Origin of the sequence: Thauera terpenica 58Eu (assembly GCF_000443165.1) — a bacterium.
Classification (GTDB): domain Bacteria; phylum Pseudomonadota; class Gammaproteobacteria; order Burkholderiales; family Rhodocyclaceae; genus Thauera; species Thauera terpenica.
In genome coordinates, this window is sequence record NZ_ATJV01000125.1 from 23,519 (window position 1) to 46,651 (window position 23,133).

Below are 23,133 nucleotides of genomic sequence, written 5' to 3' on the forward strand. Positions count from 1 at the left end.
AAGGGCAAGAGCCGCTTCCCCGATGGAGTTTTCATGCGTAGCAAGCTGAAGCAGCTCGGCCTCGTCATGACCGGTGTGTTCGCCGGCGTGATGCTAAGTCTCAATTTTTCCGCGAACGCCGATCGTACGACCCAGGTTCCCCTGCCGGTCGAGGAACTGCGTGCGTATGCCGACGTTTTCAATGCGATAAAACAGGGTTATGTCGAACCGGTCGAAGACAAGAAGCTGATCGTTGATTCGATCAGCGGCATGCTGTCCGGCTTGGATCCGCATTCGGCCTACCTCGACACCGAAGCTTTCAAGGATCTTCAGGTTGGCACTCAGGGCGAGTTTGGCGGCCTCGGTATCGAGGTCGGCATGGAGGACGGCTTCGTCAAGGTGATCTCGCCGATCGAGGACACCCCAGCCTTTCGTGCCGGGGTTAAGGCCGGCGATCTGATCGTCAAGCTCGATGAAACGCCGGTCAAGGGCATGAGCCTGAACGACGCGGTCAAGCGTATGCGTGGCAAACCTGACACCGACATCGTGTTGACGATAATGCGCAAGGGCGAGGCGCGACCCGTCGTGCTGACGCTGAAGCGCGAAATCATCAAGGTGCAGAGTGTGAAGTCCAAGCTGCTCGAGCCCGGCTATGCTTACCTGCGCGTCGCCCAGTTCCAGGAGAACACGGCGGCAGCGGTGGTGCAGCATCTGACCAAGCTGACGGCCGAGGCCCCGCTGATGGGCCTGGTGCTTGACCTGCGTAACGACCCCGGTGGCCTGCTCCATGGTGCGGTGGGCGTGTCTGCGGCCTTCCTCCCTGCGGGCGAACTGGTCGTATCCACCGACGGGCGCACTGAAGATGCCAAGCGCGAGTACCGTGCGACGCCCGAGGATTACCTGCGTGGCACGCGTGAGGATTTCCTGCGCAAGCTTCCGGAGGGTGCGAAGGACATGCCCATGGTCGTGCTGGTCAACGCGGGCTCGGCCTCGGCTTCCGAGATCGTCGCTGGCGCGCTGCAGGATCACAAGCGTGCGGTGGTGATGGGTACTCAGACCTTTGGCAAGGGTTCGGTGCAGACCATCCTGCCGCTCAACAACAATACTGCGATCAAGCTCACCACCGCGCGCTACTACACGCCGAGTGGGCGTTCGATCCAGGCCAAGGGGATCGAGCCGGACATCGTCGTCGAAGAGAGCGCCAACGGTTCCAGCCGTCGGGTTCGCGAGGCCGACTTGCAGGGGCACCTTGGAAATGACAAGGACCCGGAGGCTGAACGCGCGGCCAAACAGGCTGGCGGAGATAATATTCCGGCCGACGAAGAGGCGGAGCCGGTGCGTTTTGAATTGGCAGGCAAGGACGATCATCAGCTGACGCAGGCGATCAACCTTCTCAAGGGCCTGCAGATCGTCCAGAATAAAAAACCATAACAGCGTCGGGGGTAGGTCATGCGCCGGGAGACTGCCTACAAACTGGCTGGCAGACGCCACGACCATCCAGCGCCCGGAACAGGAATTGCCAAGGAGCGGGAGATCCGCTTCAAGGCCTTGCCGCCCGGGCAGCTGGAGCGTGCGTGGGAAGTCCTGCATGTGCTGAAAGGGCTGCAGATCGAGCGCACGGGCGACCCACTCTGTCTGCGCGTGCGCTATTCGGTGCTGGACTATTCGCTCGAGGCGCTGGAAGACGCCTTGCGTGATGCGGGCTGTGCACTGGACAACGCGCTCTATACCAAGCTTGTGCGTGCCTTGATCTATTTTTGTGAAGAGACCCAGCGCCACAATCTCGACTCGCCGGAGCGCCTGATCAAGCAGTCCCAGGAGGTCTATATCCAGGCCTGGGATCAGCATCCGCATGGCGATCGTGACGACACCCCGGTCGAACTGCGCGAGTACAAGTAAAGCAGACCTCATGAACGACGACCAGCTGCTGCGCTACAGCCGCCACATCCTGTTGCCCGAGATCGGCGTGGAGGGGCAGGAGGCCATTCTTGGCGCCAGGGTGCTCATCATCGGTGCCGGCGGGCTGGGCTCTCCGGTGGCCATGTATCTGAGCTCGGCGGGCGTCGGCACGATCGTGATTGCCGATGACGACACCGTGGACCTGACCAATCTCCAGCGTCAGATCCTGCACTCGGCGGATACGGTCGGCCTGCCCAAGGTCGAGTCGGCGCGCATCAGCCTGCACCGCATCAACCCGCTCGCCAATATCATTCCTCTGCAGATGCGTCTCGAGGGCGCTGCGATGGATCAGCACGTGGCAGCGGCAGACCTCGTGCTCGATTGTTGCGACAATTTTGCCACCCGCCACGCGATCAACCGTGCCTGCGTGAAGCATCGCAAGCCGCTGGTGTCGGGGGCGGCCATCCGTTTCGATGGCCAGGTGTCGGTGTTCGATCTGCGTGCGCCTGACGCGGCCTGCTATCACTGCCTGTTTCCGGAAGGCGAGGACATCGAAGAAGTGCGCTGCGCAGTGATGGGCGTGTTTGCGCCGATCGTGGGCATGGTCGGCACTACCCAGGCGGCAGAAGCGCTCAAGCTCATCCTCAATTGCGGTACGCCGCTGGCTGGGCGGCTGTTGCTGCTGGACGGCCTGGCGATGGAGTGGCGCAGCGTCGCCTTTGGCCGTGACTCGGGCTGTGCAGTGTGCGGCGGCCGGGGTGAGGGAAGTGGCGTGGCGCTCTAGGCGCTGATGCAGCGTGCAAGGATGCGGATGTCGCGTCCCACCTGGCGCAGGTCGTGTATGTCCAGCCGGGTCGCGTCTTCCAGTCGGGCCAGTGGTGCGAGATTGAACAGGCCGTTCGCTGCGTCGCCGACCAGCATCGGCGCCAGATAGAGCAGCAGCTCGTCCACGCAGCCTGCGCGCAGCAGCGAGCCGTTCAGTTTGAAGCCGGCCTCGGCATGCACCTCATTGAGCCCAAGGCTGCCGAGCGTGCTCATCAGGCCTTGAAGGTCAACCTTGCCGGCGGCATTGGGCAACACGAGCACGCGGTGCCCTGCAGCCGACAGGCGGGCAATGCGCTCCGTGTCGGTACTCGCGGTGGCGATCAGGATTGGATCACCCTGCATGATGCGAGCGCTGTCCGACACCTCGAGTCTTGCGTCCAGCAGGATGCGCAGGGGCTGTCGCTCGCAAGGGAGCTCGCGCACATTGAGCTGGGGGTCATCGGCTTTCACCGTGCCGATGCCGGTCAGGATCGCGCACGCGCGCGCGCGCCAGACGTGGCCGTCGCGGCGCGCCTCCGGCCCCGTGATCCACTGGCTGACACCATTTTCCAGTGCAGTCTTGCCGTCGAGGGTGGCGGCGAGCTTGAGTCGTAACCAGGGGCGGCCTCGGGTCATGCGTGAGGCGAAGCCGATGTTCAGTTCGCGCGCCTCGCTTTCCAGCAGACCATGTTCGGTGATGATGCCGGCCGCGCGCAGCCGCGCCATGCCACGTCCGGCGACGAGCGGGTTGGGGTCTTCCATCGCGGCGACGACACGCGCCACGCCAGCTGCGATCAGCGCATCCGCGCAGGGCGGGGTAAGGCCAAAATGCGAGCACGGTTCCAGCGTCACATAGGCGGTGGCGCCGCGTGCGCCCGCTCCCGCCTGGCGCAGGGCGTGGATTTCGGCGTGGGGCTCGCCTGCACGGTGATGCCAGCCTTCGCTGGCGACCGCTCCGTCACGCACGAGCACACAGCCCACGCGCGGATTGGGCGAGGTCGTGTTCAGCCCTTGCGCGGCAAGCTGCAGTGCGCGCGCCATGGCAGCATGATCAGCTGCCGAAAAGGTCATGTTCGGGGTCCTGGCCGGGCTTTTCGGCCTTGTTGCGGCGGGGGCGGGTCTGTACCTCGCGGATGACTTCGGAAAACTCGTCCACGTCGGTGAAGTTGCGGTACACCGAGGCGAAGCGGATGTAGGCGACCTTGTCGAGCTTCTTGAGCTCCTTCATCACCATTTCACCGATCTGCGCGCTGGGAATCTCGGGTTCGCCCAGGGACAGCAGGCGCGCCTCGATGCGGTCGACGGCGGCGTCTATGGCCTCGATCGTCACCGGACGCTTGCGCAGCGCGAGCTTCAAGCTGCCCGCGAGCTTGTTGTGGTCGAATTCGGTACGATTACCGTTGCGCTTGACGATGTGAGGCATCTTGAGATCGATGCGCTCATAGGTGGTGAAGCGCTTGTCGCATTTCACGCAGCGCCGCCGCCGCCTGACGACGTCGCCATCTTCATTTTCGCGCGTGTCGGTGACCTGCGTGTTCGGGTCAGCGCAGAAAGGGCATTTCATGGCGGGAGGACGGAAGCGGTCCGGAGGTGTCGGTCACGTGGAAGCGGACTGACACCCCCGGCGCGTCGCCTTACTTGCCGTACACCGGGAAGCGAGCACACAACTCGGACACTTCGCCGCGTACGCGCTCGATCACCGCTTGATCTTCAGGGGCGTCGAGCACGTCGGCGATGAGGTGAGCAACCTTCTCGGCTTCGATCTCGGTGAAGCCGCGGGTGGTCATCGCCGGCGAGCCGATACGAATGCCTGAAGTGAGGAAGGGCTTTTCCGGATCGTTCGGGATCGAGTTCTTGTTTGCGGTGATGTGGGCGTTGCCCAGCGCCACCTCGGCCGCCTTGCCGGTGATGTTCTTGGGGCGCAGATCGACGAGGAAGAGGTGGCTCTCGGTGCGCCCGGAAATGATGCGCAGGCCGCGCTCGGCGGACAGCACACGCGCCATCACCCGGGCGTTGGCGATCACCTGCTCCTGATAGTTGCGGAATTCAGGGCTGGCCGCTTCCTTGAAGGCGACTGCCTTGGCGGCGATGACGTGCATCAGCGGGCCGCCCTGCAGGCCAGGGAAGATGGCTGAATTCAGCGCCTTCTCGTGTTCGGCCTTCATCAGGATAATGCCGCCGCGTGGGCCGCGCAGGGTCTTGTGGGTGGTGGAGGTGACAACGTCGGCGTGCGGCACCGGGTTGGGATAGAAGCCCGCAGCGATGAGGCCGGCATAATGCGCCATATCCACCCAGAAGATGGCGCCGATTTCCTTCGCGACCTTGGCGAAGCGCTCGAAGTCGATGCGCAGCGAGTAAGCAGAGGCGCCGGCGATGAGGATCTTCGGCTTGTGCTCGCGCGCCAGCGCTTCCATCTGGTCGTAGTCGATCTCTTCCTTGTCGTTCAAGCCGTAGGCGACGACGTTGAACCACTTGCCCGACATGTTCAGCGGCATGCCATGGGTGAGGTGGCCGCCTTCGGCCAGGCTCATGCCCATGATGGTGTCGCCCGGCTTGGCGAAAGCCATCAGCACCGCCTGATTGGCCTGCGATCCGGAGTTCGGCTGCACGTTGGCCGCTTCAGCGCCAAACAGTGTCTTCAGGCGTTCGATGGCCAGTTGTTCGGCAATATCGACATGCTCGCAACCGCCGTAATAGCGTTTTCCCGGGTAGCCCTCAGCGTACTTGTTGGTGAGCTGGGTGCCCTGGGCTTCCATTACCGCGTGGGAGACGTAGTTTTCGGAGGCGATCAGTTCGATGTGGTCTTCCTGGCGCTTGTTTTCGGCCTGGATGGCGGACCACAGTTCGGGATCAACTTTGGCGAGAGAGTCTTGGGAAGAGAACATTGCGAGCGTACCTGAAAGGGAGATGAGGCTACGGCGATGGATTCTAGCATGCAGGCGCGCCTGAATAGGCGGCGCGCCAGGAGCGGCGCTGCTGCGCTCGGTCCTACCATCCACGCTGCGTGTTGCCGAAGCCAGTGCTGCCTCCGTCTCCACTGTCGGGCGGAGTTTCGCCATCTTGCGGGCGCTTGCTGTCGAGCGCTGGGTCACCCTCCGGCCGAGGGCTGCCACCGCCCCAGGCGTCCTCTTGCTGCCCCCAGCCACCGTCGTCGCCGCTCTGGACATTGATCTCGATGGTGTCCAGATCGACCTTGACCGCCTTGTCGAGACCGGATGTCACCAGTCCGGGGAAGGCGATGAGCGCTGCGACCATCGCGATCTGGATGATCACGAAGGGGATGGAGCCGCGATAGATGTCCATGGTCTTCACGCTCGCGACATTCTTCCCCGTGATGCGATCGAGATAGTCCTTCGCGGGCGCGACGCTGCGCAGATAGAACAGCGCGAAGCCGAAAGGCGGCGTGAGGAAGGAGGTCTGCAGGTTCATTGCCAGCAGCACGCCGAACCACACCAGGTCGATGCCCAGCTTGTCGGCCACCGGCGCCAGCAGCGGCACGAGGATGAAGGCGATCTCGAAGAAGTCGATGAAGAAGCCCAGGAAGAAGATCACCACGTTCACGAACACCAGAAAGCCGATCTGGCCGCCCGGGAGTTTGTCGAACAGGTGTTCGACCCAGATCTGGCCATCGACCGCGGTGAAGGTGAAGCTGAAGATGGTCGAGCCGATGAGGATGAAGAGCACGAAGCAGGACAGGCGTGCGGTGGATTCAAGTGCATTGCGGAGCAGGGGCAGGTCGAGTTTGCCGCGTGCAAAAGCCATGGCCATGCCGCCGATCGCGCCCATTGCGCCGCCTTCGGTCGGCGTGGCGATGCCGAGGAAAATCGTGCCGAGCACAAGAAAGATCAGCGCCAGTGGCGGGATGAGCACGAAGGTGACGCGTTCGGTGATGCGCGACAGCAGGCCAAACCCCAGGGCCTTGTTGATGAGGGCGCCGAAGAAGGCGAGCAGGGTGCCGCAGGTGAGCGCAAGGACGATGGTTTCATCCAGCGGTGCCGAGATCTCCTCGCCCTTGAATGCGCTCAGGATCTCGCTGTAGTTCAGACCGAAGACCACCGACACGGTCGTGACCAGGGCGCCGAACACGAGCAGCGAGCGCATCCCGGAGTGGCCGTTCGGTTCGCGGTAGTGACGGGCTTCGGGTGGCAGGGCCGGGACCAGCTTTGGCTTGAAGATCGCCAGCCCGATGATGAACAGGGCATAGAGTGCAACGAGCGCGAACGCCGGGATGAAGGCGCCCTTGTAGAGGTCGCCCACGCTGCGGCCGAGTTGGTCCGCCATCACGATCAGCACCAATGAGGGCGGGAGGATCTGTGCCAGCGTGCCCGAGGCAGTGATGGCGCCGGATGCCACCGCCGGGCTATAGCCGAAGCGCAGCATGATGGGCAGCGAAATGAGCCCCATCGAGATCACCGAGGCGGCGACGACGCCGGTGGTGGCAGCCAGCAGCGCACCGACGAAGAGCACGGCAAGGGCCAGACCGCCGCGAATGGGTCCGAACACCTGGCCCACCGTGTCGAGCAGGTCTTCGGCCATGCCGCTGCGCTCGAGGATCAGCCCCATCAGGGTGAAGAAGGGAATGGCGAGCAGGGTCTCGTTCTGGATGATGCCGAATACGCGCAAGGGCAGGGCCTGGAACAGGCTGGCCGGCAAAAGACCGAACTCCATGCCCAGGAAACCGAACAGCAGGCCGCAGGAGGCGAGCGAGAACGCCACCGGGAAGCCGGTGAGCAGGAACAGGATCAGCGACCCGAACATGAGTTCGGGGACATGGGCGGCAAAGAGCTCTGTCATTTCGGCTCCTCCACCGTGCTGTCCGTGTGCGCAGCCACTGCTGCGGCCTGGTCGTCATGTCCGCCCAGCAGCAACGGGTTCGGTCCCTTGCCGTGCAGGAAGGCGATGCGCTTGATCAGTTCGGAAACGGCCTGCAGTCCAAGCAGCGCGAAGCCTGCGGGCACCAGGGCATAGACTGGCCAACGGATCAGTCCGCCGGAGTTGGAAGACATCTCGCCCGAAATGTAGGCGCCTTTGACGATGGGCCAGGCAAAGTCGATCATGAACCAGCACAAGGGCAGCAGGAAGACGAGGATGCCGACGATGTCGATGAACATGCGCGTGCGCATCGACAGCCTGGAGGCGACGACGTCGATGCGCACATGGGCGTTCTGCAGGAAGGTGAAGCCCGCGCCGAGCAGGAATACAGCGCCAAACAGGTACCACTGGATCTCGAGGAAGGCGTTGGAGCCGAGGTTGAATGCCTTGCGCGCAATGGCGTTTCCAGCGCTGATCACGGTGGCGGCGAGCACCAGCCAGATGATGAATTTGCCAAAGAGTCGGCTCACGGCATCGATGACGCCTGAGAGGCGGAGGAGGGTGTCCATAGGAATGACCTGGAACCTTTCGAGCACAAAAATGCCGAGCTGGGCGTGTGGCGCGCTCGGCTGCGAGAATTTTTGCGCTGCGGAAACGGGAAGACCATCGAGAGCCGGCGCGTGGCTCTCGATGGTCAGGGTGTTACAGCTTCTGTGAGGCCAGATACTGCGAGTAGTTGCTCTCTGCGACCGACTCCCACTGGACCTGCTCGGCCAGGAAGCGACTGAAATCGGGGTAGATCTTCTTCCAGTTCGGGTTCTTGTCGTTGAGCTCGGCATAGACCTCGCGCGAAGCCTTGAAGGCGGCGTCCATGAAGTCCTTCGGGAAGCGCGAGAGCTTGGCCCCTTCGGCGATCAACTGCTTGAGTGCGCTCGGGTTGCGGGCATCGTAGCGCGCCTGGCAACCCACGTGAGCCGCGGCCGCCGCCTGCGAAACGATGGCCTGATACTCGGGTGACAGGCTGCTCCACTGTTTGTCGTTGATGTAGAGCGAGAACTGCGTGCTGCCTTCCCACCACGCCGGGTAGTAATAGTTCTTGGCGACCTTGTGCAGACCCAGTTTCAGGTCATCGTAGGGGCCGATCCATTCCGCGGCATCGATCGTGCCTTTTTCCAGTGCCTGGTAGATGTCACCGGCCGGGATGTTCTGCGGTACGGCGCCGAGCTTGGCCAGCACGCGCCCACCAAAGCCCCCGACGCGGAACTTGAGGCCGTCGATGTCCTTCACCGAATTGATTTCCTTGCGGTACCAGCCGCCCATCTGGGCGCCGGTGTTGCCGCAGGGGAAGTTCACGATGTTGTACTGGGCGTAGAACTCACGCAGCAGCTTCAGGCCGTTGCCTTCGTACATCCACGCGGTCATTGCGCGCGAGGTCATGCCGAAGGGAATGGTGCAGTCGAAGGCGAAGGTTTCGTCCTTGCCGAAGAAATAGTAGGGCGCAGTGTGTGCGCATTCGACGGTGCCTTGCTGGACGGCGTCGACCACGCCAAAAGCGGGAACGAGCTCGCCGCCGGGGTGAACCGAGATGACGAACTTGCCGCCGGTGGCGTCCGCTACATGTTTGGCAAAGGCCTCGCTCGCGCCAAATACGGTATCGAGCGACTTCGGGAAGCTCGAGGCCAGGCGCCAGCGAATCTGCTGCTGGGCGTGGACGATGGCTGGGGCGGTGCCTGCAGCCAGAATGCCGGCGATGCCGGCGCCGTGCAGAAATTTGCGACGTTCCATGGTGTCTCCTCGTTGCGTGCGGGTGGAATCGAATCGTTGAATTGAATTATAGGAAGCATTGATCCGTGCTCGTAATCCACGGATAACCCTAATGCTCGCCGTATTTGTCATATTCGCGCCCGGATTCAGGCCTACGGGAGTTCGTCAAGTGCGTCGCGCAGATGGGTTTCATCGGCCCAGGCGAGCAACTGCCATTGCCCGGCAGTGTGCTCGATCCAGTTCAGTGCAGCGTTCGGGATCGCCACTCTGCGCGCGGCGGCCATTGATCCGCCCGTGACCAGGCGATGCACGATGTCGAGCACGCCGCCATGGGTGACCACCAGAACCCGCTCGCCCGCATGCCGGCGTGCGATTTCGTGCATTGCCTCATGCACCCGCCGGGAGAATGCGGCCAGGCTTTCCCCCTGTTCTGGAAAGGCGAGCTCGAACTCGCGCTGCCTGAAGCGGTGATAGAGCTCGGGGTGCAGGCGCTCGGCTTCGGCGTGGGTCAGGCCCTGAAAGAGACCATAGTGACGCTCACGCAGGCGTAGGTCGTGGGTCGCGACCAGTCCTTGCCTGCGCATGAGCGCGGTGGCGGTCTGGCGCGCGCGCTGCAGATCGCTGCAGTACAGGGCGTCAAAGCGTTGCCCCTGGAGCTCAAGGTGGCGCGCAGTGTTTTCGGCCTGGGCAAGCCCCCTGTCATTGAGCGGGATGTCGATATGGCCCTGGAGTCGGCGCTCTGCGTTCCAGGCGGTCTCGCCGTGGCGTACGAGGCAGATCGTGCAGCGCGCGGCGTGGACTGTTGGCTGTGTCGTTTTCATCGATTCTGGCAGAGCCACTGCACGCGGCAGTGGCATGCTGTGGAATAATCCGGATTTGCTGAGGTACCGTCGCGCCTTTTCATGCGTCTTCGGCCGTTAAGGTCACGGTACGGTTTCTGGAGTTCTCCGTGCCCTTTTTGCTGCGTATTTCCCGCTTGATTGACTGGATCAACGAGCGGGTCGGCCGTAGTGTCATGTGGCTGGTGCTGATTGCGGTCCTGATCAGTGCCGGCAATGCGCTCGTCCGCAAGCTGTTTAACACAAGCTCCAACGCCCTGCTCGAAATCCAGTGGTACCTGTTTGCCGCGATCTTCATGCTCGCCGCAGGCTACACCTTTCTGCGCAACGAACATGTGCGCATCGACGTTCTGACCAGCCGCCTGTCGCCGCGCATGCAGAACATCGTCGACATCGTCGGCATCATCCTCTTTCTGATGCCGATGGCGGCGCTGATCCTGTGGCTGTCATGGCCGATCGTGATGAATTCGCTGCAATCGGGTGAAATGTCGCAGAACTCGGGCGGCCTCATCCGTTGGCCGGTGAAGATGATGCTGCCGCTCGGTCTGGGGCTGTTGCTGCTCCAGGCCCTGTCGGAGCTCATCAAGCGCATCGCCTTCCTCTCCGGCCATGGGCCCAATCCCTTGCTCAAACGCGGTGCGGCAGTCGCTGCAGCCGAGGAGCTGATGGCCGCGATCAAGGCTCAGGACAAGCTTGGAGGCAAGGAAGGGGGCGGGAGCGGGGGCGTCGTGAAATGACGGAGTTCCTGATCGCCAACATGGCGCCGCTGATGTTCGCGTCGCTGGTCGTGTTCCTGCTGTGCGGCTTTCCGGTTGCTTTTTCCCTGGCCGCCAACGGCATCCTGTTCGGACTCATCGGTATCGAACTCGGTCTGCTGCACGGCGCCCTGTTCCAGGCCCTGCCCGAGCGCATCTTCGGCATCATGGCCAATGACACACTGCTTGCCGTGCCCTTCTTCACCTTCATGGGCCTGATACTCGAGCGCAGCGGCATGGCCGAAGACCTGCTCGATACCATCGGGCAGTTGTTCGGTCCGGTTCGTGGCGGTCTGGCTTTCGCGGTGGTTTTTGTCGGCGCGCTGCTGGCGGCCACCACCGGCGTGGTGGCGGCGTCGGTGATCTCGATGGGGCTGATCTCCTTGCCCATCATGTTGCGTTACGGTTACGACCATCGCCTGGCAACCGGCGTCATCGCGGCCTCCGGTACGCTGGCGCAGATCGTTCCGCCCTCGCTGGTGCTGATCGTGATGGCCGATCAGCTCGGGCGTTCGGTGGGCGACATGTACCAGGGTGCGCTGCTGCCCGGCCTGATCCTGACCGGCATGTACCTGGGCTATGTCGGGCTGGTGGCGATTTTCCGCCCCGCGTTGGCGCCAGCGATGCCGCTCGAGGCGCGCACGCTGAGGGAGGACAGCGGCGCGAGCGGGCTGCGTTCGCTGGCCTGGTTGTTCGCCATCGCGGTCGCCGGCGCGTGGCTGTTTGCCAACCGGGTCTACAGTGCGGACGCGCCGCGCGATAAGCTGGTGGTGGTGTCGTCAATGGTCGGCATCGGCATCGCCTTCGTCATCGCGATTCTCAATCGCATCCTTGGCCTCGGGCTGCTGTCGCGCATGGCAGAGCGCATCACCTTCGTGCTGATCCCACCGCTGGGGTTGATCTTCCTTGTGCTTGGCACCATCTTCATCGGTGTCGCCACGCCGACCGAAGGCGGGGCCATGGGCGCGAGCGGTGCGCTGTTGATGGCCTTGTTGCGTGCGCGCCTGTCGCTCCCGCTGCTCAAGCAGGCGATGGACTCGACCACCAAGCTGTCCTGCTTCGTGATCTTCATCCTGATCGGCTCGAGCGTGTTCAGTCTGACCTTTCGCGGGGTGGACGGAGATCTCTGGGTCGAGCATCTGATGACCTCCTTGCCGGGGGGGCAGACGGGCTTCCTGATCGCGGTGAACATCCTTGTGTTCATCCTTGCCTTCTTCCTCGATTACTTCGAGCTTGCCTTCATCATCGTCCCCTTGCTGGCGCCGGTTGCGGACAAGCTCGGCATCGATCTGATCTGGTTCGGTGTGCTGCTGGCGGTCAACATGCAGACCTCCTTCCTGCATCCGCCGTTCGGGTTCGCCTTGTTCTTCCTGCGCTCGGTCGCGTCGGAGAAGGTGAAGACTGCCTCGATCTATTGGGGGGCCGTGCCTTTCGTCATCATCCAGCTGCTTGCGGTGGGGCTGATCATCATGTTTCCGGGCTTGGTCTCGCATGATGGGGGGCATGTGAAGCCCGGCGTGCAGCAGGAGCTCAATCTCGACCAGTTGCTGCACGGTGGCGGTGGCGCGGCCGCGCCGGAAGACCATGGTGCCAGCGATCTGATGCGCCAGTTGCAGGGCAATTAGCGACAGGGTCGTTGCTGGCATCGCCGAGCGCTCGTTTCGGTCGCGCTCGTCACGATGCTGGCACCCTGGCGATTTATCCGCTAAAGTCGTGGACCATACGCAGCGGTATGGGCTTCGATGCCTGACAATCGCTGTGTCGACCAAATTCCATGCGGAGAACGAGCGCGATGACTATTGGCAAGATCGGTGTAGTGGGTGCTGGAACGATGGGCAACGGCATCGCCCAGGCGTTTGCCGTCGCAGGCCAGGACGTGGTGATGATGGACGTCAGCGAAGCGCAGGTGCAGCGCGGGCTGGCGACGATCGGTGCAAGCCTGGACCGACTGATCAAGAGAGACAGGATGACGGCCGCGCAGAAAGATGCCGCCATGGCCCGCATCTCGACCGCTACCGACACGTCAGCGCTGAGCGACAGCGATCTGGTGATCGAGGCGGCGACCGAGGACCTCGCGCTCAAGCTCAAGATCTTTGCTGATCTCGATGCGGCGATGAAGCCCGATGCAATCCTCGCCAGCAACACTTCCTCGATCTCGATCACCAAGCTCGCTGCGGCCACGAAGCGACCGAGCCAGGTCATCGGCATGCACTTCTTCAATCCGGTGCCGATCATGGCCCTGGTGGAATTGATCAGCGGTCTGCAGACCAGCGCAGCCACCTACGCCAGGGCGGAAGAGATTGCGAAGGCAGTGGGCAAGACGGCGGTGAAGGTTCGCAACCATCCGGGCTTTGTGGTCAATCGCATGCTCTGCCCGATGATCAACGAGGCAATCTTTGCCCTCGGCGAGGGCTTGGCGACAGCGGCAGAAATCGATGAGGCCATGAAGCTGGGCTGCAATCATCCGATCGGTCCGCTCGCGCTGTGCGATCTGATCGGGCTCGATGTGGAACTGGCCGTGATGCAGGTGCTGTTCGACGGCTTCAAGGACCCGAAATACCGCCCAGCACCGCTGTTGGTGGAGATGGTTGAGGCAGGCTACCTGGGTCGCAAGTCGGGCAAGGGCTTCTTCGACTATAGCTGAGGTCAACTCAGTCGTACCTGCGCCGCTACCGGGCGCAGAAAAAAACGCCACCTGCGAGGGTGGCGTTTGTGTTTCAGATATCCCGATCTTCTGCTCAGCCGCGACCGGTACGCATGGCGTCGAAGAATTCGGCGTTGCTCTTGGTGGCCTTGACCTTGTCGAGCAGGAATTCCATCGCATCGATGTCATCCATGCCGTAAAGCAGCTTGCGCAGGATCCACACCTTCTGCAATACGTCGGACTTGAGCAGCAGTTCCTCGCGCCGGGTGCCGGAGCGATTGACGTTGATCGCCGGATAGACGCGCTTTTCTGCCATGCGTCGGTCGAGGTGGAGCTCCATGTTGCCGGTGCCCTTGAATTCCTCGTAGATCACATCGTCCATGCGGCTGCCGGTGTCGATCAGCGCGGTGGCGATGATGGTCAGCGAGCCGCCTTCCTCGATGTTGCGCGCTGCGCCGAAGAAGCGTTTGGGCTTTTGCAGGGCGTTGGCATCCACGCCCCCGGTCAGCACCTTGCCCGACGCCGGCACCACGGTGTTGTAGGCGCGCGCGAGACGGGTCAGGGAGTCGAGCAGGATGACCACGTCACGTTTGTGCTCGGTCAGGCGCTTGGCCTTTTCGATCACCATCTCGGCGACCTGGACGTGGCGGGTGGCGGGTTCATCGAAGGTGGAGGCGACGACCTCGCCCTTCACCGAGCGTTGCATTTCCGTCACTTCTTCCGGGCGCTCATCGATCAGCAGCACGATCAGGGCAGCATCGGGGTGATTGGTCGCGATCGCATGCGCGATGTGCTGCAGCATCACCGTCTTGCCGCTCTTGGGCGGTGCGACGAGCAGGCCACGCTGACCTTTGCCGATCGGCGCAATCATGTCGATGATGCGACTGGTGATGTTCTCTTCACCGCGGATCTCGCGTTCGAGCTTGAAGACTTCCTGCGGATGCAGAGGCGTCAGGTTCTCGAACAGGATCTTGGTCTTGCATTCGTCCGGCGGCCGACCGTTGATCTTGTCGAGCTTGGTCAGGGCGAAGTAGCGCTCGCCATCCTTGGGCGTGCGGATCTCGCCCTCGATGGTGTCGCCCGTGCGCAGGTTGTAGCGTCGGATCTGCGACGGCGACACGTAAATGTCGTCGGTGCCCGCGAGATACGAGGTGTCTGGGGAACGCAGGAAACCGAAGCCGTCAGGCAGCACTTCAAGTGCGCCATCGCCACAAATAGGTTCGCCCTTGCGCGCGCGATTCTTCAGCAGTGCGAAAACGAGTTCCTGCTTGCGCAGCCTGTTTGCGCCTTCAACGCCGGTCTCGAGCGCCATCTGCAGCAGTTCGCTGACGTGCAGGGCCTTGAGTTCGGAAAGGTGAAGGGCTGGAACGTTGGCATCACGGGGAGCGGAAGAGACTTCCTCGCCGGAGTTTTCAACGTCGAACAGATCGTCTTCGGTCTGCGGATTCTGGGGGGAATTACCGTCGCGGTTGCGCGCGCCGCGGCGACGAGCGCGCGAAGCACCGCGAGAACGGGCCGGAGCTTGGTCCGGCTTAGATGTTGCTGTCAATGAAAGCCGTCAGTTGAGATTTTGAAAGGGCGCCCACCTTGGTCGCTTCTACGTTACCACCCTTGAACAGCATCAGCGTCGGAATGCCGCGGATGCCGAACTTGGCGGGAGTGTCCTGATTTTCGTCGATATTGAGCTTGGCGACCTTGAGTTTGCCGGCATAGTCCTTGGCGACATCGTCCAGGATGGGCGCGATCATCTTGCACGGCCCGCACCATTCAGCCCAGTAGTCGACCAGCACAGGAGTCTGGCACTGCAGTACTTCGACGTCGAAGTTGCCGTCGGTCACATAGTGAATATGCTCGCTCATGATTCCTCACATCAGGGGTGGCGGAGATTGGCGAGGCAAAGCTGCCTCGTTGGGTGCTACGGGTAGGGAGGGACAAGGCGGACGGGGCCGTGCGCCTTGAAGAGAGGCAGATGACCTTCTCTGAAGAATTCCATGGAAACTTATGCCATGACGCAGCGCACGTCAAGAGAATCAGTGCGGCGAAAACGCTGTCCGCGTGCACATCGTGGCAAAAACGCAAACGTCTGCACTATATTGCTGTCCACATGCACTCGCCCATCGGCGAGGATGAACCCGGCTGGAGAGAAAACAATGGCCTATGTGGTAACTGAATCCTGTATCCGCTGCAAGTACACCGACTGTGTTGACGTGTGTCCGGTGGACTGCTTTCGCGAGGGACCGAACTTCCTCGTCATCGATCCGGAAGAGTGTATCGACTGCACCTTGTGCGTGGCCGAGTGTCCGGTGGAGGCGATTTACGCCGAAGATGATGTGCCAACCGACCAGCAGCACTTCATCGCTCTGAACGCCGAGCTATCCATGCAATGGAAGCCGATCGTCGAGCGCAAGGAGGCCTTGGCCGATGCCGAGGAGTGGGCAAAGGTGAAGAGCAAGCTGGGCGAATTGTTGCGCTGAGCATTCAGGGCTTGAACGGCGCACCTTCCCGGTCCTTGCCCTATCCACTAAGATGGGGTGGCGCGGGTACGGCAGCGTCGGCGCGATGGGCGACAACGCAAGTGAAAAACACGATCAAGGCAGGAGAGCAACATGCTGGTCAGCGAAATTCTCGCAATCAAGGGTAAGGTGCTGTTCACCATTTCGCCCAACAAGCATGTCGCCGAAGCGGTTGAAATCATGAACGAGCAGGATGTGGGCTCGCTTGTCGTGTTTTCCCGTGGCGAGATGGTCGGCATGCTCACCTTTCGTGAGGTGCTGCAAGGGGTTCAGCGCACGGGCTCGGACTGGCAGACGCTGGCCATCGACGATGTGATGATCCGTAACCCGCAGGTGGCGTCGCCCAACATGGAAATGGACGAGTTGCGACGCATGATGGTCGAACATCACCAGCGTTACTTGCCGGTCATGGATGGGCGCACCTTGCTCGGTGTGGTCAGTTTTCACGACGTGGCCAAGGCGGTGCTAGAGGAGCAGAGCTTCGAGAACCGGATGTTGAAGAACTACATCCGCAACTGGCCGGCGCAGGAAGAGGAAGGGCGCTGAAGCGGGGCGCTGCATGAGACGGCAAGAAGTCTTGTGATGAGGGCGCTGGTCAAGTGAGAGTCGGTAGACGTTTTTCCAACCCAGGGAGGAAATGACGTGGACAAGATCTGGCTGCAGAGCTATCCCGCTGGCGTGCCTGCCGAAATCGACGTGGATGAATTCCGCTCGATCGGTGATCTGTTCGAGCGCGGGGTGCGCCGATTTGCCTCGCGCACCGCTTATGTCTGCATGGGCAAGAGCATGACCTATGCTGAACTCGACCGTCTGTCGGCGCAGTTCGCGAGCTATCTGCAGGGCGAGTTGAAGCTGCCCGTGGGTACGCGGGTTGCGCTCATGATGCCGAACCTGCTCCAGTATCCCGTGGCCTTGTTCGGCGCGCTGCGTGCCGGCTACACGGTGGTCAACGTCAATCCGCTCTACACCGCGCGTGAGCTCGAGCACCAGTTGAGTGATGCCGGTGCCGAGGTGGTGGTCATTGTCGAGAACTTCGCCCATACCCTCGATCAGGTGCGTGCTCGCGTCGCGGTCAAGCACATCGTGGTGACCAGCCTTGGCGAGATGCTGGGGTTTCCAAAGTCCTTGCTGGTCAATTTCGTTGTGCGCCGGATCAAGAAAATGGTGCCTGACTGGCAGCTCGACGGTGCAGTGAGCTTTTCTGATGCCTTGTCGCGCGGTGCGGCCCATCGCCTGCAGGCGGTTGAGGTCGGGCATGAGGACATCGCCTTCATACAGTACACCGGCGGTACCACCGGGGTGGCGAAGGGGGCGATCCTGACCCATCGCAACATCATTGCGAATCTGCAGCAGGCCCACGCCTGGATTCGCCCCTTCCTGCAAGAGGGCGAGGAGGTCGTGATCACCGCGCTCCCGCTTTATCACATCTTTTCGCTGACGGCGAACTGCCTCACCTTTTTCAAGATCGGGGCCGCCAACGTCCTCATCACCAACCCGCGTGATATCCCGGGTTTCGTGAAGGAGCTGGGCAAGCACAAGTTCACCGCGATCACCGGCGTGAACACCTTGTTCAATGCGCTGCTGAACAATCCTGATTTTCACAAGCTCGATTTCTCCCATCTGCATGTCGCGCTGGGTGGTGGCATGGCAGTGCAGAAGGCAGTGGCGGAAAAATGGCGCAAGGTCACCGGGGTTGCGCTGGTCGAGGCCTATGGTCTGACCGAAACCTCGCCTGCGGTCACGATCAACCCGCTCGATCTGCCCGAATTCAATCATTCCATCGGCTTGCCCGTGCCTTCGACCGAGGTCAGCATCCGTGACGATGCCGACGTCGAACAGGAAATCGGCCAGCGCGGCGAGCTTTGCGTGCGTGGACCGCAGGTCATGCGCGCTTACTGGCAGCGCCCGGATGACACCGCGCGCGCCTTCACGCCCGATGGTTTCCTGCGCACCGGCGATATCGCCGTGATTGACGACAAGGGCTTCGTCTCGATTGTCGATCGCAAGAAGGACATGATTCTGGTGTCGGGTTTCAACGTCTATCCGAACGAGGTCGAGGACGTCGTCGCCAGCCATCCCGGGGTGATCGAAGTGGCGGCGATCGGCGTGCCGGATGAGCGCAGTGGCGAGGCGGTCAAGGTGTTCGTGGTGCGCAAGGATCCGCAGCTGACCGAGGCGGCGCTGCTCGCCTATTGTCACGAGAACCTGACCGCTTACAAGGTGCCGCGTCGCATCGAGTTCCGCGATGAGTTGCCAAAGAGCAACGTGGGCAAGATCTTGCGCCGTCAGCTGCGTGACGAGGCGACAGCGCAGGAGGCGTAGCGGTCCGGGTGCAAAAAAGCTGCACGCGCGCTTGCGTCGATCGAGTTTTTATTGTCAAATCCAATTCGTAATTCATTTCGAGCAATCATGAACTCTGTCGCCCGTTTCCTTCTTGCTGTAATCGTACGCGTAGTAGGCGTAGGCATGCGCGCGTCGTAACGGGACAGAACACTCGAACTGCAGGATTCCAAACCCCCGTCGGCGCGCAAGCCCGGCGGGGGTTTTGCATTCTGGAACCGCGCCGGTGATGCCGCTGAAGTCAAAACCAAGGAGAGCATCATGACTCAACTCACCGGCGCACAATTGCTTGTGCGTCTCCTCGAACGCCAGGGTGTGCGTACCATTGCCGGTATTCCCGGTGGCGCCATCCTGCCTTTTTACGACGCCCTCTCGGGCAGCGAGCTGATTCGCCACGTGCTGGCGCGCCACGAGCAGGGCGCGGGCTTCATGGCCCAGGGCATGGCGCGCGTGTCCGGCGTGCCGCAGGTGTGCATCGCATCCAGCGGCCCGGGCGCGACCAACCTCGTCACCGCGATCGCCGACGCCTCACTGGACTCGATTCCGATGGTCATCATCACTGGCCAGGTGCCGCTGTCGATGATCGGCACCGATGCCTTCCAGGAGGTGGACATCTACGGCATCACGGTGCCGATCACCAAGCACAACTTCCTTGTGCGCTCCGCGCAGGAGCTGCTCACCGTGGTGCCCGAGGCCTTCCGCATCGCCATGTCGGGTCGCCCCGGTCCGGTGCTGATCGATGTGCCCAAGGATGTTCAGAACCAGCTTGTCGACTTCGACGAGCTGCCGTCGCCAGCCGTGCCCGATGCCGGGCCGAAGCTGGACATGGATGCCATCGAGGCTGCGGCACAGATGATCAACGCTGCCCAGCGCCCGGTGCTCTACCTTGGCGGTGGTGTGGTGCATTCCGGCGCCGCTGCATTGGCCGTGCATCTGGCCGAGCAGAGCAGCTTGCCGACCACAATGACGCTGATGGCGCTGGGCACGATGCCGATGGACCACCCCCTGTCGGTCGGCATGCTCGGCATGCACGGTGCGCGCTACACCAATCTCGTGCTCGAAGAGGCCGACCTCCTGATCTGCGTGGGCGCACGCTTCGATGACCGTGCGATCGGGCGTACTGCGCAGTTCTGCCCCAATGCAAAAATCATCCACATCGACATCGACCGCTCCGAGCTGCACAAGATCAAGAACGCTCACGTCGCCGTCAATGCCGATGTGTCCACCGCGCTCGAGGCCTTGTTGCCGCGCGTCAAGGTGACCCTGCGCACTGACTGGCTGGCGCAGGTCGCCGAGCTCAAGCAGCGTTGTCCGATGCTGTTTCCCGATGTGGACAATCCGCGCAGCCACTACGGTCTGATCAAGGCAGTGGCCGATGCGCTTGACGATGAGGCGGTGATCGCCACCGACGTCGGCCAGCATCAGATGTGGGTTGCGCAGGCCTACCCCTTCCGTCGTTCGCGCCAGTGGCTGACCTCGGGTGGTCTGGGGACGATGGGTTTCGGCTTTCCGACCGCCATCGGTGCCGCGCTCGCCGAACCGGAGCGCACGGTGGTGTGTTTCACCGGCGACGGTAGCTTCAAGATGAACATCCAGGAGCTCGCCACGCTGGCCGAAGAAGGCCTCAACGTGAAGATCGTGTTGATGAACAACAACGCGCTCGGACTGGTGTACCAGCAGCAGAGTCTGTTCTATGGCAAGCGGCGGTTTGCCTCGAAGTACCGTACCGAACCTGATTTCGTCAAGATCGCCGAGGGCTTCGGTGTGCCGGCACTTGACCTCGACAAGGCCGAGGATCTGTGTGCAGCCCTGACTGAGGCGCTCAATACGCCTGGACCCTGCCTGATCCACGCGACCATCGATCGCGAACAATTCGTCTATCCCATGGTGCCGCCGGGCGGCGCCAACACTGAAATGATCGGAGGCTGATGATGATGGAACAAGTTGCCGACCCCTTGCCGCAAATCGCTTGCACCAAGGTCATTCTCGAGCTGAGTGTGAATAACCACCCCGGCGTGATGAGTCACATCTGCAACCTCTTTGCGCGTCGCGCCTTCAACGTCGAAGGCATTCTGTGCATGCCGGTAGCTGACGGCACGCGCTCGCGCATCTGGCTGCTGGTGTGCGAGGATTCCCGCCTGGAGCAGATGATTCGCCAGCTCGAGAAGCTCGAGGATGTGCTCGGCGTGCGCCGACATGGCGCCGAGCACGAGGTGTTTGAGCGCCTGGAGGACTTCTTCCGCTGAGCGCCGTGGCGCCCGCTGCGCTGCGGTCGAAGGGGATGGGGCGTGCATGCTAGACTCGCGCCCCATCCCTTTTTCGTTCACGCGCGGCCGCTGAGTTCGCACGTTCATCATTGATCAGGCAGGCAAGCCATGTCCGGTAACACTCTCGGCACCCTCTTCACCGTCACGTCCTTCGGCGAGTCGCATGGTCCTGCCATCGGCTGCGTGGTCGATGGTTGTCCGCCGGGGCTGGCGCTGACGGCAGCCGACATCCAGATCGAGCTCGACCGTCGCAAGCCCGGAACCTCGCGCCATGTGACGCAGCGGCGCGAACCGGACGAGGTCGAGATCCTCTCCGGCGTGTTCGAGGGTTTCACCACCGGTACGCCGATCGGTCTGCTGATCCGCAATCAGGATCAGCGCAGCAAGGACTACGGCAACATCGCCGAGACCTTCCGTCCGGGGCATGCCGACTATTCCTACTGGCAGAAGTACGGCATCCGCGACCCGCGCGGCGGCGGGCGCTCGTCGGCGCGCGAAACGGCGGTGCGGGTTGCGGCGGGCGCGATTGCAAAAAAATGGCTGCGGGAGCGCTACGGTGTGCTGATCCGCGCCTGCATGAGCGCGCTGGGGCCGATCGACATTCCCTTCGTGTGCTGGGACGAGGTCGATCGCAATCCCTTTTTTGCCCCCAACGCCGACATCGTGCCGCAACTCGAGACCTACATGGACGAACTGCGCAAGTCGGGTGACTCCATCGGTGCGCGCATCGACGTGGTCGCAAGCGGCGTGCCGGTCGGCTGGGGTGAGCCGGTGTACGGCCGCATCGACGCAGATATCGCCTACGCGATGATGGGTATCAACGCCGTGAAGGGGGTCGAGATCGGCGCGGGCTTTGCCTCGGTCGCGCAGCGCGGCACCGAGCATGGCGACGAGATCACGCCCCAGGGCTTCTTGTCCAACAACGCCGGTGGCGTGCTGGGCGGCATCTCCACCGGGCAGGACATCATCGCCAGCATCGCCATCAAGCCCACCTCCAGTCTGCGTCTGGACCGGCGCTCGATCGATCGCCAGGGCGCGCCAGTGATCGTCAATACCCATGGTCGCCATGATCCCTGCGTCGGCATCCGCGCGGCGCCGATTGCCGAGTCCATGCTGGCGCTGGTGCTCATCGATCATGCTCTGCGCCATCGCGCGCAGTGCGCCGACGTCCTCACCACAACGCCGCGCATTGCAGCGCTGGCGCCGGACGGGCAGCAGCGCTTGCCCTCGCCGCGCTGAGCGCGGCACGCCGCTTGGTGGGCAGGGCTGCGCGCGCCTGGTGCGTGAGGGCGTGGCGCTCGGCAGGCGCTGGCATCGTGCCCACGCCGGGCAAGGATTGAGCGTCCGCGATGCTCCCCTATTGGCGCCTGTCGACCTATTACTTCTTCTATTTCGCCTTCGTCGGGGCGTTTTCACCCTATTTCACGCTCTATCTGCAGGCCATGTCGCTGACCGCGACCGAGATCGCACTGCTCATGTCGCTGATGCAGTTGATGCGCATCCTGGCACCCAACCTATGGGGTTGGCTGGTGGAGCGCTTTGGCGGGCGGGTGACGATCCTGCGTCTGTCGGCGCTGATGAGTCTGGTCGGATTTGCTGGCTTCTTTCTCAGCACGCAGTTCGGCGGCCTGTTGGCGGCGATGGCCGTGATGGCTTTTTTCTGGAGTGCGGCGCTGCCCTTGATCGAAGGTCTGACCTTCTCGCATCTGGGCGCGGACACGCATCGCTATGGCAGCATCCGGGTGTGGGGCTCCTGCGGTTTCATCGTGGCTGTGCTCGGACTCGGTCAGGCGCTGGACAGCGTCCCGATCGAGGCAGTGTTGTGGGTCACCGCGAGCATCCTGGCCGGCATCCTCGCCTGTTCCTTCACCCTTCCCGAATCGGCTCCACCCGCGCTTGAGCGCAAGCCGTCAAGCATGCTCGAGACCTTGCGCCGGCGCGAGGTGAGAGCCTTGCTTGCAGCCTGTTTCCTGATGTCGGCGGCACATGGTGCGCTGTATGTCTTCTATTCCATCTATCTGGTCGACAAGGCCTACGACAAGGCGCTGGTGGGCTGGATGTGGACGCTGGGCGTCGCCGCGGAGATCCTGGTCTTCATGCTGATGCCGCGCCTCACGCGACGCTTCAGCCTGCGCGCGATCCTTGTCTTCTCCTTTGCCTGCGCGGTGCTGCGTTTCGTGTTGATCGGCTGGGGCGCCGACAGTCTGGCGGTATTGTTGTTTGCCCAGTTGCTGCATGGGGCGACCTTTGGTGCCTATCATGCGGCCGCGATCGCGGTCGTGAACCTTTGGTTTCCCGGGCGACTCCAATCGAAAGGGCAGGCGCTGTATGGCAGCTTGTCCTTCGGCGCGGGAGGCATGCTGGGCGGTCTGCTGAGTGGCTACACCTGGGACAGCCTGGGCCCGGAATGGACTTTCACCCTGGGCTCGGGTTTTGCGCTGGCGGGACTGGTCTGCCTGGTGCGCGGCTGGCCGGCGTCTGCGCCCGCCGAAACGGTGAATTCTTGAGGAGCAAGCA

At 62.5% G+C, this 23,133-nt stretch carries 22 protein-coding genes; 13 read left to right on the forward strand and 9 right to left on the reverse strand.

The window, feature by feature from the left end:
- Positions 1 to 33 precede the first annotated feature (33 nt).
- The 3 genes from M622_RS38670 to M622_RS38675 are packed head-to-tail and all read left to right on the forward strand — an operon-like array spanning position 34 to position 2,662.
- On the forward strand, positions 34 to 1,410 hold the full coding sequence (locus M622_RS38670) for a S41 family peptidase (protein ID WP_021251109.1): 1,377 nt from the start codon (positions 34 to 36) through the stop codon (positions 1,408 to 1,410).
- 18 nt (positions 1,411 to 1,428) lie between these two features.
- Positions 1,429 to 1,878: a hypothetical protein gene (locus M622_RS0120805; protein WP_031347630.1), complete on the forward strand. Its 450-nt coding sequence runs from the start codon at positions 1,429 to 1,431 to the stop codon at positions 1,876 to 1,878.
- A gap of 10 nt (positions 1,879 to 1,888) precedes the next feature.
- A complete protein-coding gene (locus tag M622_RS38675) occupies positions 1,889 to 2,662 on the forward strand; it encodes a HesA/MoeB/ThiF family protein (protein WP_021251111.1) in 774 nt (257 codons plus the stop codon).
- Here the strand turns inward: M622_RS38675 and ribD are convergent.
- From ribD to M622_RS38710, 7 genes are all read right to left on the reverse strand, one after another.
- Complete coding sequence (gene ribD, locus M622_RS38680) at positions 2,659 to 3,753, reverse strand: bifunctional diaminohydroxyphosphoribosylaminopyrimidine deaminase/5-amino-6-(5-phosphoribosylamino)uracil reductase RibD (protein ID WP_021251112.1); 1,095 nt, start codon at positions 3,751 to 3,753, stop codon at positions 2,659 to 2,661. The genes M622_RS38675 and ribD overlap by 4 nt on opposite strands.
- A complete protein-coding gene (nrdR, locus tag M622_RS38685; RefSeq protein WP_021251113.1) occupies positions 3,734 to 4,246 on the reverse strand; it encodes a transcriptional regulator NrdR in 513 nt (170 codons plus the stop codon). Before nrdR ends, ribD begins: the two co-directional genes overlap by 20 nt.
- Positions 4,247 to 4,316: 70 nt before the next feature.
- A complete protein-coding gene (gene glyA, locus M622_RS38690) occupies positions 4,317 to 5,567 on the reverse strand; it encodes a serine hydroxymethyltransferase (protein ID WP_021251114.1) in 1,251 nt (416 codons plus the stop codon).
- Between the two features lie 103 nt (positions 5,568 to 5,670).
- Complete coding sequence (locus tag M622_RS38695) at positions 5,671 to 7,476, reverse strand: TRAP transporter large permease (protein WP_021251115.1); 1,806 nt, start codon at positions 7,474 to 7,476, stop codon at positions 5,671 to 5,673.
- Positions 7,473 to 8,063 (reverse strand): TRAP transporter small permease subunit, encoded by a 591-nt coding sequence (locus M622_RS38700; protein WP_021251116.1) that lies wholly within the window; start codon positions 8,061 to 8,063, stop codon positions 7,473 to 7,475. Before M622_RS38700 ends, M622_RS38695 begins: the two co-directional genes overlap by 4 nt.
- A gap of 133 nt (positions 8,064 to 8,196) precedes the next feature.
- Entirely contained in the window at positions 8,197 to 9,279 is a 1,083-nt protein-coding gene (locus M622_RS38705; protein WP_021251117.1) for a TRAP transporter substrate-binding protein, read from the reverse strand.
- Between the two features lie 131 nt (positions 9,280 to 9,410).
- A complete protein-coding gene (locus M622_RS38710; protein WP_031347631.1) occupies positions 9,411 to 10,079 on the reverse strand; it encodes a histidine phosphatase family protein in 669 nt (222 codons plus the stop codon).
- 128 nt (positions 10,080 to 10,207) lie between these two features.
- On the opposite strand from M622_RS38710, the gene M622_RS38715 reads away from it, so the two are divergent.
- From M622_RS38715 to M622_RS38725, 3 genes are all read left to right on the forward strand, one after another.
- Positions 10,208 to 10,834, forward strand: a complete 627-nt coding sequence (locus M622_RS38715; RefSeq protein ID WP_021251119.1) for a TRAP transporter small permease subunit — start codon at positions 10,208 to 10,210, stop codon at positions 10,832 to 10,834.
- Positions 10,831 to 12,477 (forward strand): TRAP transporter large permease, encoded by a 1,647-nt coding sequence (locus M622_RS38720; RefSeq protein ID WP_021251120.1) that lies wholly within the window; start codon positions 10,831 to 10,833, stop codon positions 12,475 to 12,477. Before M622_RS38715 ends, M622_RS38720 begins: the two co-directional genes overlap by 4 nt.
- Positions 12,478 to 12,644: 167 nt before the next feature.
- Entirely contained in the window at positions 12,645 to 13,496 is an 852-nt protein-coding gene (locus tag M622_RS38725) for a 3-hydroxybutyryl-CoA dehydrogenase (RefSeq protein WP_031347633.1), read from the forward strand.
- Between the two features lie 94 nt (positions 13,497 to 13,590).
- Here M622_RS38725 and rho read toward each other — a convergent pair whose 3' ends face one another.
- Positions 13,591 to 15,045, reverse strand: coding sequence for a transcription termination factor Rho (gene rho / locus M622_RS38730; RefSeq protein WP_031347635.1), 1,455 nt, complete (start codon positions 15,043 to 15,045; stop codon positions 13,591 to 13,593).
- Positions 15,029 to 15,355, reverse strand: a complete 327-nt coding sequence (gene trxA, locus M622_RS38735) for a thioredoxin TrxA (RefSeq protein ID WP_021251123.1) — start codon at positions 15,353 to 15,355, stop codon at positions 15,029 to 15,031. The genes rho and trxA overlap by 17 nt, the downstream gene beginning before the upstream one ends.
- Before the next feature lie 291 nt (positions 15,356 to 15,646).
- On the opposite strand from trxA, the gene fdxA reads away from it, so the two are divergent.
- From fdxA to M622_RS38770, 7 genes are all read left to right on the forward strand, one after another.
- Positions 15,647 to 15,970 (forward strand): ferredoxin FdxA, encoded by a 324-nt coding sequence (gene fdxA / locus M622_RS38740; RefSeq protein WP_021251124.1) that lies wholly within the window; start codon positions 15,647 to 15,649, stop codon positions 15,968 to 15,970.
- A 132-nt stretch (positions 15,971 to 16,102) separates the two neighbouring features.
- Entirely contained in the window at positions 16,103 to 16,555 is a 453-nt protein-coding gene (locus M622_RS38745; RefSeq protein ID WP_021251125.1) for a CBS domain-containing protein, read from the forward strand.
- 96 nt (positions 16,556 to 16,651) lie between these two features.
- On the forward strand, positions 16,652 to 18,331 hold the full coding sequence (locus M622_RS38750) for a long-chain-fatty-acid--CoA ligase (RefSeq protein WP_021251126.1): 1,680 nt from the start codon (positions 16,652 to 16,654) through the stop codon (positions 18,329 to 18,331).
- 279 nt (positions 18,332 to 18,610) lie between these two features.
- A complete protein-coding gene (gene ilvB / locus M622_RS38755; protein ID WP_021251127.1) occupies positions 18,611 to 20,278 on the forward strand; it encodes an acetolactate synthase large subunit in 1,668 nt (555 codons plus the stop codon).
- Complete coding sequence (gene ilvN, locus M622_RS38760; protein ID WP_021251128.1) at positions 20,278 to 20,595, forward strand: acetolactate synthase small subunit; 318 nt, start codon at positions 20,278 to 20,280, stop codon at positions 20,593 to 20,595. The genes ilvB and ilvN overlap by 1 nt, the downstream gene beginning before the upstream one ends.
- Before the next feature lie 129 nt (positions 20,596 to 20,724).
- Positions 20,725 to 21,855 carry a chorismate synthase gene (gene aroC, locus M622_RS38765; RefSeq protein WP_021251129.1) on the forward strand — a complete coding sequence of 377 codons (1,131 nt, stop codon included), beginning with the start codon at positions 20,725 to 20,727 and terminating at the stop codon, positions 21,853 to 21,855.
- Between the two features lie 110 nt (positions 21,856 to 21,965).
- Positions 21,966 to 23,123 (forward strand): MFS transporter, encoded by a 1,158-nt coding sequence (locus M622_RS38770; RefSeq protein WP_021251130.1) that lies wholly within the window; start codon positions 21,966 to 21,968, stop codon positions 23,121 to 23,123.
- Positions 23,124 to 23,133: the final 10 nt, after the last annotated feature.